Here is a 12,561-nt window from a genome sequence, read left to right on the forward strand (position 1 = left end):
GCGCCGCGAGGTGTTCGCCCTCGGCGACCGCGCCGGAGCCGTCTGGCGCGGTCTCGTCCCGGGCCGGTCGCTGCCCCGGGTGCTCGCCGCCGCCGAGCACACCGGCGGCACCACCCCCGGCCCGCTGCTGGCCGCTTTCTGGCGCTACGGGCTGATCCGGCTGGCGTGGAAGGGCGGCGGCACCGTCACCGCGTCGCTGCCGCTCGCCGCGCCACCAGGCCCCGTCACCCCACCGCCCTCCACCGCGCAGCCGCCGCTGTCGGTGGCCGGCGCGGCCGTCAGCGGCCCCGACGCCGTCGATCTGGTACCCCTGCCCGCCGACCGGTTCGCCGCCGCCACCATGGCCCTGGTGTGGTCCAACGTCGTCGTCGAGAACGCCGTAGAGGACCTCACCGGCGCTCTTCGGCAAGGACAGTGGCCGGTCGCCGAACTCACCGCCCGACGTGCCGTGCACGCCGCGCTGCGCGCCCTGTTCAGTTCCTACGGCGTCCACCCGCTGCCCGCCGACTGCGACCTCGTCCACCGGATGGACCTGCTGCCACCGGCCACCGGGCCGATCCGCACCCGCGCCGGACACCTGCTGCGCCGCACCGTCGACTCACCCGGCTGCGGCGAGGCGGCCCTCGCCGACCTGCGCGCCTTCGTCGCACTGGTGCGCGACGCCGCGGGCACCGACGCCTTCCCCTCCTGCTTCGACTCCCCCGACGCCTGGCGGGCCACCCTGGAACTCGGCCACGACTGGCTGCGCATCGGAGCCCACCTGGACGCGGAACTGCCCATCGAGGAGGCCCGCGACCTCCTCGCCGGCCACGGCACCCGGCCCCACCGGAGCGGACGGCACCCGGCCCCCGGGAGGACCGGCCGATGACCGACGCGATGACGGTGCTGGTCACCGGCGCCGGCGGCCTGGTGGGCGCGGAGGTGACCGCCCGGCTCACCGCCGCGGGCCACACCGTGCTGGCCCTGCTGCACAGCAGGACCCACCTCGTGCGCAACAACGGCAGAGAGCTCACCCCCGGACCCGGCACCCTCGTCCCGGTCACCGGAGACATCACCCGCCCCGGCCTCGGACTCACCGACGACGGCCGGCGTCTCGCCCGGACCGCCGACCGGATCGTGCACTGCGCCGCCGTCACCGGCTTCGGACTGCCCGAGGAGCGCTACGACAGCGTCAACGTCTTGGGCACCCGCCACGTCCTCGACCTCGCCCGCACCGGCCGCACCCCGCTCGTGCACGTCAGCACCGCCTACGTCTGCGGAGAACGCGACGGCACCGCCTACGAGGACGAACTCGACGTGGGCCAACGCCCCGGCAACGGCTACGAGCGGAGCAAACTGACCGCGGAGACCCTGGTCCGCGAGGCCGCCGCACAGGGCCTGCCGGTCACCGTGGTCCGCCCGAGCATCGTCACCGGCGCCGCCCGCACCGGCCGCGTCCGCGACTTCAGGACCATCTATCCGGTGCTCAAGGTCTTCACCAGGGGACTGGTGCGCAGCGCCCCCGGCCACTACGACGCCGTACTCGACCTGGTCCCGGTCGACCACGTCGCCGGCCTGGTGGCCGAGGCCGCCCTCCGCTTCGCCGACGCCGAGGGCCGCACCCTGCACGCCGTCGGCCACGAGCTGACCCTGCGGGACTTCTCCGACGTCCTCGCCGAGTACCCGTCCTTCCGGGTGCCGAGGTTCGTCCCCCCGTCCGCGTTCTCCGCATCGGCCCTGCCCGACCGCGAACGCCCCTACCACGACCGCGTCATCGCCCTCTACGACACCTACTTCCGCCGGCGCGTCCACTTCGACGACACGCGTGCCACCGCCTTCGGCGGCAGCCGGACGCCCACGCGCGGACGGACCCACCTGCGCCGCCTCCTCGACCACTGCCTCCGGGTCGGCTACCTCGGCACGCCCCCGCCCGAGGAGCCGGCCGCCCGCCGAACCCACGGGAGCGCCCAGTGACGCACCACCCCGACCACCCCGGGCCCGAGTACGGCATCGCGGTGCCGCCCCTGCTCACCTGCCACCCCGCCAAGCAGCGCCTGTACGGCGCGGACACCTACTACCAGGAGGCCCACGAACACCTCGCCGCTCTCACCGGCGACGTCCCCGGCTTCGCCCGGCACCACGCCGCGCTGCTGCTGAAGCCGGACGCCGTGGTGGCGCGCAGGCTGGAGGCGGCCGTCGAGTGGCTGGCCGAACGGGACTTCCGGATCGTCGGCGCGGCGGTCACCCGCCTGACCCGCACCATGATCCGTGCCCTGTGGTACTTCCAGTGGAACCTCGCCACCCCCCACCGCAGGCGGCTCGCCGCGCTCTTCCTCCAGGACGCCGACGCCCTCGTCCTCGTCGTCCGCCCCGGCCACGCCCTCGACGTCCCCGCCTCGGTGGAACTCACCCGGCTCAAGGGCCCCACCGACCCGGACGCACGGGCTCCCGGCCAGCTCCGCCACCTCCTCGGCCGCTACAGCTACCTGCTCAACCTGGTGCACACCCCCGACGAACCGGCCGACGTACTGCGGGAGCTGGCCGTCCACTTCGACGACACCGAACGCGACCGCCTCTTCCGGTCAGCCCTGGCGGGCGAGGACCGCACCGCACACGCCCTGGAGCTGACCGGCCGGCTCTACGCCGCCACCGAGCCCCGCGCACTCGACTTCGAACCCGCCCTCGAACGGCTGCGCCGGGCCCTGTCGCACCGTCACGGCCCCGACACCGCCGCCGACCCGCGCCGGCTCCTGGAGTCGGCCTGGGACCAGGGAGCCGACCTGGACCCCTGGGACACCGTCGTCGTCGGCTCCAAGGTGCTCCCCATGCGGCAGCCCGGCCGCGCCCCGGTGCTGGACGGAGCCGACGCCGAAACGTGGCGCCGCCATCTGACCGCCCTCGGCGCCACGGCCCTCTGAAGGAGGAACACCCCCATGCAGTTCGCCAGGACACTCCCGAGGGAACTGGTCCACCGGGCCGCGGTCGCCGAGGTCTTCCTGACCGACGCCGAGCGCCGGAGCGAGGACGAGGTGCTGCTCGCCGCGCAGCTTCCCCGCCTGCACGCCTTCCACGACGACACCCTCGCCCCCCGTACCCACCACGACCCCTTCATGCTGCTGGAGGCGTGCCGGCAGGCCATCTTCGTCGTGGCCCACCGCTGCCTCGGCGTACCGCCGGGCCACAAGTTCCTGCTGCGCGCGGTCGAGTCGGACGTGCTCGACCTGACCGCCCTGGTGCCCGGGAGCACCCCCACCGAGGCCGTCATCGCCGCCCGGATCGAAGAACGGCTCCGTAGCCGGTCCGGGATGACGGGACTGCGGCTGGCCTTCGGCGTGACCATCCGCGGGCACCCCGCGATGTCCGCCCGCATCGACTACTCCTGGACGCGACCGCGGGACTGGGCGCGGCTGCGGGCCGGGCAGCGCGGCGCGCTCGGCCTGCCCGGCCGCCCCGTCGCGCTGCCCGGCCCCCACGCCGACGCCGCTCTGGTGGGCCGCCGCGACCCCGCCAACGTGGTCATCTCCCCGCCGCGCACCACGGGCGACGGCGGGAGCGCGGCCCGCCTGGTCGCCCGGACCACGCACCCGACGCTGTACGACCACTGGGTCGACCACGTGCCCGGCATGCTGGAGCTGGAGGCATGCCGGCAACTGGCCCTGACCGCCGCCGTGGCCGCGGGCACGCTGCGCACGCCCACGGCACTGCCGGCCGGCCTGTCCGCGCGGTTCCACCGCTTCGCCGAGATGGATCTGCCCCTGGTGTGCAGCACCGCCCCGGTGCTGCCCGGCGCGGCCGTCGAGTGCGCTCTGCACCAGCTCGGCGCCCCGGTGGCCGAGGCCCGCATCGGCTTCGCCGACCGGGACACGGCCGACCCGGCCGGCGCCGCGGGCGCGGCACCGGGCCGCATGCCGGGGAGCAGGGGGACGGCCCTGACGTGAGTACCGTCCTCGTGACCCACGTGCCCGCCCGGCTGGCCCGCTTTGTCCTCCGCATGTTCCCGCTCCGGACCCACGCCGCCTACGGACTGCTGTGGGCGCTGGCCCTGGAGGCCTCCGCGGTGTCGCTGACCGGCACGGCCTGGCGGCCGACGGGAGCCACCTGGGTGCGGGTGCTGAGCGTCGTCCTGGCCCTGCTGTTCCTGCGGATGCTGGACGAGCAGAAGGACCTCGACCACGACCGCGTGCACCACCCGGACCGGCCGCTGGTCACCGGTGCGATCACCGCCGCCGAACTGCGCGGCGCCATGGCCGCCCTGACCGCCCTCCTCACGGGCCTGAACGCCGCCCTGTCCCCGGCGGCCGTCCTGCTGATCCTGTCGGCCCTCGGCTACGCACTGCTGCTCGCCGCCCTGGAACGCCTGTCGGCGACGGTACGCGACCGGCAGCTGCTCAACCTCGCGGTCACCTACCCGGTGCAGGTGCTGCTCGGGATCTACGTGTACGGGACACTGGCCGCCGACGGGACCGTCCCGGCCGACTGGCGCGCAGGCGTGCTGCTGACGCTGTGCGCCTGTGTGTTCCTGCACTTCGAGTTCGCCCGCAAGACGGCCTGGGAGGCACCGCCCGGCGCGCGCCTGTACTCGGCCGGCCTCGGCCCGCGGCGCAGCGCGGCGGTCACGGCGGCCCTGGCGGCGGGGGCGGTCTGCTGCCAGATCGCCCTGTTCCTTCCGGACGGCCCGGCCGGGCTGCTGCCCTGCCTGACGGCGGCGCTGCCGGCCTGGGGCCTGCGGCGGTTCCTGCGGGCGCGCCGCGGCGGCTGGCCGCTGCCGGCCGCGACGGGCTTCGTCGCGGGCACCCACCTCGCCCTGATCGCGCGGGCGTCGGTGCTGCCGTGACCACCGGACAACCCCTGACCTGCGAGGAGTTGCTCACCACCACACGCACCGTACGCAACGGCCTGGACCTCGATCGGAAGGTGGACCCGGAGCTCGTCAAGGACTGCCTGCGCATCGCCCTTCAGGCACCCAACGGCAACAACCGCCAGAACTGGCGCTGGCTCCTGCTGACCGACCCGAAGCTCCGCGCCGGCCTCGCCGAGGTGTACCGGGCGGCGTTCCACGACCGCAACGCCGCCGCCCTGCGGCGACTGGACGAACTGCCCGGGACGGCCCGCTCGGCGCTCACCGGCGCCCGGCGGCTGGCCGAGCGGTTGCACCGCGTACCCGTCCTGGTCGTCCCCTGCCTCCAACTGCCCGGCGGCCGGCTGCCGCTGGGCAACCAGGCCGGCCTGTGGGCGTCCCTGCTGCCCGCCGCCTGGAGCTATGCGCTGGCCGCCCGCAGCCGCGGCCTGGTCACCGCCTGGACGGCCGTCCACCTGGACCGCGAGCAGGAGGCCGCCGACCTGCTCGGCCTGCCGCCCACCGTCCGCCAGGGCGCGCTGCTGCCGACCGCGTACCCCTTGCGCACTGCCTTCCGTCCCGGGCCGCGACGGCCGCTGGAGGAGGTCCTGCACCACGACGGCTGGCAGGGCGACCGGGGAGGCGTCACCGGCGACGGCCGCCAGGGCCGCCTCAGGGGATGAGCACCACCTTTTCCGCAGCCGTCCTGCTTGTTCCTGAACAGCTCGTGGCCACGCGGCGCCTTCGCTTCCCGCACTTCTGCACAGGGCGCCCGCCCGGGCGGGCCGGCCCGTCGGCGGAGGCGTCACCACCGCCGGCCGGGGAACTCTGTGACGAAGGTGGAGGAAGCGGCCGTTGCCGCGGTGGGAGGTGGCAGGCGTGTGATGGATCCGCCGGGGGTGCACCGCACAGGCGGACGGCCGTCGGGCGATGTCCGTGAGGCGCTTGCGAGCGTACTGGACGCCTTGCGGTGCGCCGCGTACGTCACGGACGAACAGGGATGCATCGTCGGGGCCAACGTCCGGGCACAACAACTGCTGGCCCGGCCCGCCGCACAGCTGCTGGGCCGGGACGCACACGACCTGCTGCACCGCGGCCGGCACGGGGAGCGGATGCCGAGGACCCAGTGCTCGATGCGGGAGGCCATCCATGCCGGCCGCACGGCGCAGAAGGCGGAGGAGTGGTTCGAACGCGGTGACGGGTCCTTGCTGCGGGTCGCATGGACGGTTGCGCCGTGCGACCTCGGCGACCGGTTCGCCTCGCTCGTACTCCTCCACTCCGACGGCGCCGCAGAGCGGCCCGAGCGGCCCGGCGCACGGCTCTCGGAGCTGGAGCGGCTGGCGCTGCTGGCCGAGACCACGTCCCGGCTGACCTCGACCCTGGACGTCGAGGAGGCGCTGCGCAGACTGGTCCGCCTGGTGGCCCCCCGCCTGGCGGACTGGGTCGTGATCGACCTGATCACCGAACACGACGAGGTACGACGCGTCACCGTCGCCCACATGGACGACGGCGCCCTGACCTACCGGGAAGACCTCCAGGGGCCGATGCCGCCGGTACCGGAGGAGTCGCCCATGCCCCTGTCCCGGGCCCTGCGGGGCGTGGCGTCCGCGCTGGCCGGACCGGAGACGTACCACGGGCCGCCGGACTCGGGCATCGCCGTCGAACAACGCCGCCTGTTCGAGGAGACAGGGATGCACTCGGCCGCCATCGCGCCCATCCGCGGTCTGCGGGAAGTCCTCGGAGCCCTGACGCTGGGACGTTCCGCACAGCCGGAGCCGTTCACCGCGGCCGACATCACGCTGCTGGAGGACATCACACGCCGTGCCGGTCTGGCTCTGGACAACGCACGCCTCTACCAGCGGCAGCGCACGGTCGCAGAGACCATGCAACGGCACCTGCTGCCTCAGCTGCCGCACGGGCTGGGGCTGGAGATGACCGCCAGGTATCTTCCCGCGCCGGATGCCTCCGACGTCGGTGGCGACTGGTACGACGCCTTCACCCTGACCGACGGTGCCATGGCTCTGGCCATCGGGGACGTCGTCGGCCACGACCTGGACGCCGCGTCCGGCATGGCACAGCTGCGCAACATGCTCCGCGCCTACGCCTGGTCGCAGCAGCGACCGCCCAGCGAGATCGTCCAACAGCTGGACCAGGCGTCCGTGCGCATCGCCGAAGTGTCCATGGCCACCCTCGTCTTCGCCCGGGCGACGGTGACCGACGACGGGCGGTGCGAACTGTCCTGGACCAACGCCGGCCATCCGCCGCCCCTGCTGATCACCCACGACGGCGTGGCCCGCTACCTCACCGAGGGCCACGGCCTGCTCCTGGGCGTCGTCCCCGACCAGGCCCGCGCCGACGCGACCACGGTCCTGCCTCCCGGCTCGACCCTCCTGCTGTACACCGACGGACTGATCGAATCCCCCGGCAAGTCCATCGACGACGGGCTGCGCCGGCTGAACCGGCACGCCGCCTCCCTGGCCCACCGCCCCCTGGAGTCCTTCACCGACCAGCTGCTCGCGCGGGCCCGCCCGCCCGACAACGACGACGACGTGGCCCTCCTGGCCGTGCGCATCCCCCCGGCCGCGTCCCTCGCCGACGCGAAGCTCCTCCGTCCCTACGGCGCCCGGTAGACCGGTGCGGCCGGGCACCCCCGCGGCCGGCGGCTACTTCTTCTTCAGGGCCGACGGCTTGTGCACGGCCGAGCGGCCGGACTTGTCGCTGCGTACCTCGTACTGCGGCTCTGCGGGCGAGGCGTCCACGGCGCGGCCCGCGGCCTCCGTCCGCTCGGTGATCTTCTTCTCGACGGTTCCCGTCGTCTCACTGCCGTGGCTGCGCCACGCCACCTCGTCGCCCTCGGACGGCTCCTTCTTCCGGTTCTTCCGGGAGGTGTTCTTCGCCATGGCGGTCCTCCTTCCGGGAACGGTGCGGACGCGCACCCCTCTCACACTGCTGGATCCGGCGGCGGCCCGCATCTTCGCCTCTTCGCCGGGCAGGTGGACCCGGCCCGGTGTGCAGGCCGCCGACCGGGAAACGGCTCGGCCGGATCAGGCGGTCAGCTGCTTGCGCCCGCCTCCGCTGATGGGGATCTTGCGGGGCTTGGCATGGGCCGAGAAGGGGATCCGCAGGGTGAGCACGCCGTTGTCGTGATGGGCCTCGATCGCGTCGGTGTCCAGGGCGTCGGACAGTTCCAGACAGCGGGTGAAGCGGCCCGTGAGGCGTTCGGTCAGTACCGCGTGCGCGTGCGCGGGAATCGGTGAGGGCCTTTCGGCCGTCAGGGTCAGTCTGCCGCGCTCGATGGTCAGGTCGATGCCGGCCCGGTCCACGCCGGGCAGGTCGAACTGGAGGTAGAACGCCTCGTCGTCGCGCCAGGCGTCCGCCGGGATGAGGGCCCCGGCCGCGGGTGCGGTGGGCACCGGCCGGCCCGTCAGGCGATCGAGGTCACGCGGCATGTCGTCGCGCACCGCCATGGTCCGACGTCTCCTTTCGGTCCTTGAAGTCTGTCGGGTCTGCCTGCCGACCCGACAGGAGTTCGCGTATGTCATGTAGCTGACAGCAGACAACTTTGGCAAGAGAGGCTCGATTAAGTTGACACGACCCGACTCAATCCCGGGTTCGGCAAGTCCGTCCGCGTGAACCGGACGAACTCCTCGAGCACGGCCGTGACGCGAAGGACGGCCGCGACGTGACGTACAGGAGGGGACGGGGCGGCGCGCCGGCCCGGCTGCCCGGCCCGCGGGCCGGGAGGGTGGCGCGGTGTTTTCCCCGCGCGGTGCGCGGTCTCCCGCCGGGCGCCCATACTGAGGTGACCGCCAGTGCCCCACGAGAGGTTTCGACCGGCTGCTGCCCGGCACGTGCGCCTCATCGCCGTCAGGCGGGGCGGTGTTGTACCCGGTGACCGGTTTCCGTCCGGCTCCGCTCCGGGAGTGAGCGGTGAAGGGAAGAGCCCTGATGGCGACGACCGTCGGCGTCGAGGAGGAATACCTGCTGGTCGATGCGGCTACGGGCTTGCCGGCCGCGCGGGAGGACAAGGTGCGCGCCACGGCCGGCCTGCAGCCTTTCGTCGCTGCCGGGGAGGTGCAGCCGGAGCTGCTGCAGGCGCAGGTCGAGGTGGCCACTCCGGTGTGTGCCTCGCTGGGTGAGGTCGGCGGGCACCTGCTGCGCCTGAGGCACGCCGTGGCGGGTGCGGCGGAGGCCCACGGCTGCCGGCTCGTGGCGAGCGGGACTCCGCCCACCCATCAGGGGCCGCCGGTGCCGGTCACCGACCACGCCCGCTACCGGGCGATGCAGCGGCAGGCTCCGCAGCTGGTGGCCGAGCAGATGGTCTGCGGCATGCACGTGCATGTGGCCGTGCCCGGCCGGCAGGTGGGGGTGGAGGTGCTGAACCGGATCCGCGCGTGGCTGCCGACGCTCACGGCGATGTCGGCGAACTCGCCGCTCTGGAAGGGGCACGACACCGGATTCGCCAGCTGGCGCACCGTGATCTTCGACCGGTGGCCGGTCAGCGGCATACCCCCGCACTTCGCCGACGAGGAGGACTACGACCTGCGGGTCCGGCGGCTGCTGTCCACCCGCGTGATCACCGACACCGGCCAGCTGTACTGGCAGGCCCGGCTGTCGGAGCGCTATCCCACGGTGGAGATCCGCTGCATGGACGTGCAGCTGCGCGCCAGCGACGCCGTCATGCTGGCCGGCCTGGTCCGTGCCCTGGCGGAGACCGCGATGCGCGAGGCGGCCGCCGGCATCCGCGTACCTCGGTGCGCTCCGGAGCTGATGAAGGCGGCGATGTGGCAGGCGGCCCGGCACGGGCTCGGTAGCGACCTGATCGACGCTCAGGGGCGCCGTCGCCGCGCCGGTGACGTAGTGGGCGGGCTGCTGGAACACGTGGGCTCCGCGCTGGAAACAGCCGGCGACCTGCGGGAGGTGACCGCCGTCGTGCACCGCCTGCTGCGGGAGGGCACGGGCGCGGACCTGCAGCGCCAGGCACTGCGCGCCGGCGGACTCGACGCGGTCAACGGTCTGCTGGCCTTCACCGACATCGGCGGCGCCCCGGAAGAGCGGCCGGCGGCCTTCCCGCGCACCGGCGGAGCCGTTCCCCTGCGGACCTTCGGCGGCACCACGGCGTAGGCGGGATCCCGCCGTTCCGGACGGGCGACGCAGGGGGCCTTCTTCTGCGCGCTCCCCGCGGCCTGAGGCGTGCAGGGGGCTCTCCGCCGCCCAGGGTCGCGACGGTCGGCACTCCGCCGCCCTGGGCCGCGACGGTCGGCAGGGCGAGGAGGATGCGCAAAGCGGGGGGCATGTGTCCCCTATCATGCACTTTGCGTAGGGCTTCCGTGGACGGGATGGAGTGGGGGACGTGGCGTTCGCGACTCCTGGAACGGCCCGCACGGCCCGCACGGCCCCGCTGCTGGCGGCGTGCGCCGGATATTTCATGGTGATCCTGGACGTGACGATCATCAACGTCGCCGTGCCGGTGATCGGCCGGGAACTGTCGGCCTCGCTCACCGGCATCCAGTGGATCACGGACGGCTACACGCTGGTCTTCGCCGGGTTCCTGATGACCGGCGGCGCGCTGGGCGACCGGCTGGGCAACCGACGGGTCTTCTGCTGGGGCGTGGCGGTGTTCACCGTGTCCTCGGCGGCGTGCGCGTTCGCGCCGAGCGCCCCCGTCCTCGTGGTGGCCCGGCTGGTGGAAGGGCTCGGCGCGGCGCTGATCGTGCCCGGCTCCCTGGCCCTGCTCCAGCAGGCCTACCCGGCGCCGGCCGCACGCTCGCGGGCCTTCGGGCTGTGGGGCTCGATGGCGGGCATCGCCGCTTCCGCGGGGCCGCTGCTGGGCGGGCTGCTGGTCTCCACGGTGGGCTGGCGGTGGGTCTTCCTCCTCAACCTGCCCGTGGGCGTGGCGTGCCTGCTGCTGACCCTGCGACACGTGACCCGCTCACCCCGGCAGGCCGCCCGTGCCCTGGACTGGCCGGCGCAGTGCGCGGTCGTGGCGGCGGTGGCCCTGCTGACCGCCGCGCTCAACGAAGCCGGCCGGCGCGGCTGGTCGGACCCCGCCGTCCTGGCGGGGCTGGGTCTGGCCGCGGTGGCCGTCGCGGCGTTCACGGCGCGCGAGAAGCTGGCCCGGTTCCCCGCCCTTCCCCTGAGCATGCTGCGCTCGCCCACGATGAGCGGCCCCGCTATCGTCGGCCTGCTGTTCAACTTCGGCTTCTACGGGATGGTGTTCATCGCCAGCCTGGACTTCCAGCGCCGACGCGGCCTCAGCGCCCTCGAGACCGGGGCGGCACTGTTCCCGGCGGTGGCGATGACCATGTTCGCCTCCGTCCTGTCCGGCCGGCTGGCCCGCCGCACCGGTGACCGTCCGCTGGTGGTCTCCGGCATGCTCCTGGCCGCCCTGGGCCTGGCAGGCTGGGCCGCGGTGGGAGCCGACGCCCCCTACCCGCTGCTGGTGGCTCCGATGATGGCCGCGGGGTTCGGCACCTCCTTCGCCCTCACCGGCTCGACCACCACCGTGATGGCCGCTCCGCCCCCGGCGTACCGGGGAACCGCCTCCGCCCTGTTCAACACCACCCGCCAGGTCGGCAGCGCCACCGGCGTGGCGCTCGGAGGCAGCCTGCTCGCCACGAACAACGACTACACCACCGGCCTGCGCACCGGCATGGCCATCGGCGCCCTCGCCTACCTGACCGCCGCGGGGATCGCGTGGCGGTGCGTACCGGCGAAGCTCCCCTCTGGCCAACTGTCAGGATAATCAGCAGAGTTGGAAAGGCTCGGCGACGACGACCCGATGGGAGCGGCCATCCGCATGGAGCACGCACACGAGCACCGACGGGCCCGCCTCACCGAGGCGCTGGCCGCCGCGGGCGTCCCGTGGGACGAGGTGGCCGACTGCCGGGAGCTCGGCGGGCGGCACGGTAACCTTCGACGCGTCCGCCCGCACACGTCTGGCCCTCTACCGGGCCTACCTCCACCTGATCATGCGGGTGGAGGCCGTGCCCCGGCGGTTCGACGCCCAGCGGCGCGCCTGGCTGGAGCGGGAGGTCGTCGAACCGCTCGCCGCGGCATTCGACGACTGGTCCCGCCGAGAGCAGGCGCGGACCGCGTGACCGCCGTGCCGGTCCCGCACGTGTGCGGTCGGAGCGCGGCGGGACCCCGTCACGCGCAGCGCATGTGCGCCGTCGAGCCGCGGCCCTCCGGTGTCTCGACGAAGGCCTCCACGTAGACGCACCCCTTGACCGTGGACAGCTGCTGGCCGTAACTGTCCACGCTCTCACCCGCGAAGGAACTCGTCACGACGACGTGGTCCGCGGGGCGGCGGACACTGATGTGGACGCGGCGCTGGGCGTTGTGCGGCCCCTTGACCAGTCCCCAGCTGGTGCGGCAGCTCGGCTGGTGGCGCAGCAGGAGCCGGCCGAAGTCCATGCCGCCCGGCAGGCGCACCGGAACCTCGTCGAACGTGATGACGCGGGCCACGACGTCGGGTGAGCCGCAGCCGGTCTGGATCGGGTCGGTGGCGTCCGCGGGCCGGCCGGGAGCGGACCGCGCCTCCGGCAGGCTGCGCCACAGGGCGGATTCCGTGGCGCCGTGCCGAGTGGACGGGAGCCGCTCGGCCGCGTCGTCCTGGTGACTGACCGCGAGGCCGGTGGTCGCGGCGGCGAGCAGCGCCGAGAGGACAGCGGTCGCCACCAAGGTCACCTGACGGCGCCTTGGGCGCTCGGTGCGCACCACGGGCTCGGTCGGCGGGGTGGGGG

General features: G+C 74.0%; 12 protein-coding genes and 1 pseudogene. 10 read left to right on the forward strand and 3 right to left on the reverse strand.

Going from position 1 to position 12,561, the window contains the following annotated elements:
- The 7 genes and pseudogenes from C1I97_RS39975 to C1I97_RS18860 all read left to right on the forward strand — a co-directional run.
- Window positions 1-868, forward strand: a pseudogene (locus tag C1I97_RS39975) (hypothetical protein); the annotation flags it as partial.
- Complete coding sequence (locus C1I97_RS18835) at window positions 865-1,953, forward strand: SDR family oxidoreductase (RefSeq protein ID WP_111004381.1); 1,089 nt, start codon at window positions 865-867, stop codon at window positions 1,951-1,953. The pseudogene C1I97_RS39975 and the gene C1I97_RS18835, both read left to right, overlap by 4 nt.
- Window positions 1,950-2,897 carry a nucleoside-diphosphate kinase gene (locus tag C1I97_RS18840; protein ID WP_111004382.1) on the forward strand — a complete coding sequence of 316 codons (948 nt, stop codon included), beginning with the start codon at window positions 1,950-1,952 and terminating at the stop codon, window positions 2,895-2,897. Before C1I97_RS18835 ends, C1I97_RS18840 begins: the two co-directional genes overlap by 4 nt.
- A gap of 15 nt (window positions 2,898-2,912) precedes the next feature.
- A complete protein-coding gene (locus tag C1I97_RS18845) occupies window positions 2,913-3,917 on the forward strand; it encodes a ScbA/BarX family gamma-butyrolactone biosynthesis protein (RefSeq protein ID WP_111004383.1) in 1,005 nt (334 codons plus the stop codon).
- Window positions 3,914-4,813 carry a hypothetical protein gene (locus tag C1I97_RS18850; RefSeq protein ID WP_111004384.1) on the forward strand — a complete coding sequence of 300 codons (900 nt, stop codon included), beginning with the start codon at window positions 3,914-3,916 and terminating at the stop codon, window positions 4,811-4,813. The genes C1I97_RS18845 and C1I97_RS18850 overlap by 4 nt, the downstream gene beginning before the upstream one ends.
- On the forward strand, window positions 4,810-5,499 hold the full coding sequence (locus C1I97_RS18855; protein ID WP_111004385.1) for a nitroreductase family protein: 690 nt from the start codon (window positions 4,810-4,812) through the stop codon (window positions 5,497-5,499). Before C1I97_RS18850 ends, C1I97_RS18855 begins: the two co-directional genes overlap by 4 nt.
- A gap of 201 nt (window positions 5,500-5,700) precedes the next feature.
- The gene (locus C1I97_RS18860) at window positions 5,701-7,446 is read left to right on the forward strand and encodes a SpoIIE family protein phosphatase (RefSeq protein WP_111004391.1); all 1,746 of its coding nucleotides are present in this window, start codon (window positions 5,701-5,703) and stop codon (window positions 7,444-7,446) included.
- 33 nt (window positions 7,447-7,479) lie between these two features.
- On the opposite strand, the gene C1I97_RS18865 is transcribed toward C1I97_RS18860, so the two are convergent.
- Both C1I97_RS18865 and C1I97_RS18870 read right to left on the reverse strand, forming a co-directional pair.
- The gene (locus tag C1I97_RS18865; protein WP_111004386.1) at window positions 7,480-7,716 is read right to left on the reverse strand and encodes a DUF2945 domain-containing protein; all 237 of its coding nucleotides are present in this window, start codon (window positions 7,714-7,716) and stop codon (window positions 7,480-7,482) included.
- Window positions 7,717-7,860: 144 nt separating this feature from the next.
- Complete coding sequence (locus tag C1I97_RS18870; RefSeq protein WP_111004387.1) at window positions 7,861-8,283, reverse strand: Hsp20/alpha crystallin family protein; 423 nt, start codon at window positions 8,281-8,283, stop codon at window positions 7,861-7,863.
- A gap of 481 nt (window positions 8,284-8,764) precedes the next feature.
- On the opposite strand from C1I97_RS18870, the gene C1I97_RS18875 reads away from it, so the two are divergent.
- The 3 genes from C1I97_RS18875 to C1I97_RS42490 all read left to right on the forward strand — a co-directional run bounded on the left by C1I97_RS18875 (window position 8,765) and on the right by C1I97_RS42490 (window position 11,916).
- Entirely contained in the window at window positions 8,765-9,940 is a 1,176-nt protein-coding gene (locus C1I97_RS18875) for a carboxylate-amine ligase (RefSeq protein WP_111004388.1), read from the forward strand.
- A 229-nt stretch (window positions 9,941-10,169) separates the two neighbouring features.
- Window positions 10,170-11,561, forward strand: coding sequence for an MFS transporter (locus C1I97_RS18880; RefSeq protein WP_309147807.1), 1,392 nt, complete (start codon window positions 10,170-10,172; stop codon window positions 11,559-11,561).
- A gap of 226 nt (window positions 11,562-11,787) precedes the next feature.
- Window positions 11,788-11,916: a hypothetical protein gene (locus C1I97_RS42490; protein ID WP_309147808.1), complete on the forward strand. Its 129-nt coding sequence runs from the start codon at window positions 11,788-11,790 to the stop codon at window positions 11,914-11,916.
- A 49-nt stretch (window positions 11,917-11,965) separates the two neighbouring features.
- On the opposite strand, the gene C1I97_RS18890 is transcribed toward C1I97_RS42490, so the two are convergent.
- Window positions 11,966-12,561, reverse strand: a 596-nt coding sequence (locus tag C1I97_RS18890; protein WP_220040841.1) for a hypothetical protein, incomplete at its 5' end; no start/stop codon positions are given.

Source organism: Streptomyces sp. NTH33 (assembly GCF_003236365.1).
Taxonomy (GTDB): Bacteria; Actinomycetota; Actinomycetes; order Streptomycetales; family Streptomycetaceae; genus Streptomyces.

Excerpts from the sequence above, each read along its gene's own strand:
- C1I97_RS18835 (WP_111004381.1), top strand. The coding sequence starts at position 865 with ATGACCGACGCGATGACGGTGCTGGTCACCGGCGCCGGCGGCCTGGTG.
- C1I97_RS18845 (WP_111004383.1), top strand. The coding sequence starts at position 2,913 with ATGCAGTTCGCCAGGACACTCCCGAGGGAACTGGTCCACCGGGCCGCG.
- C1I97_RS18860 (WP_111004391.1), top strand. The coding sequence starts at position 5,701 with ATGGATCCGCCGGGGGTGCACCGCACAGGCGGACGGCCGTCGGGCGAT.
- C1I97_RS18865 (WP_111004386.1), bottom strand. The coding sequence starts at position 7,716 with ATGGCGAAGAACACCTCCCGGAAGAACCGGAAGAAGGAGCCGTCCGAG.
- C1I97_RS18870 (WP_111004387.1), bottom strand. The coding sequence starts at position 8,283 with ATGGCGGTGCGCGACGACATGCCGCGTGACCTCGATCGCCTGACGGGC.
- C1I97_RS18875 (WP_111004388.1), top strand. The coding sequence starts at position 8,765 with ATGGCGACGACCGTCGGCGTCGAGGAGGAATACCTGCTGGTCGATGCG.
- C1I97_RS42490 (WP_309147808.1), top strand. The coding sequence starts at position 11,788 with ATGCGGGTGGAGGCCGTGCCCCGGCGGTTCGACGCCCAGCGGCGCGCC.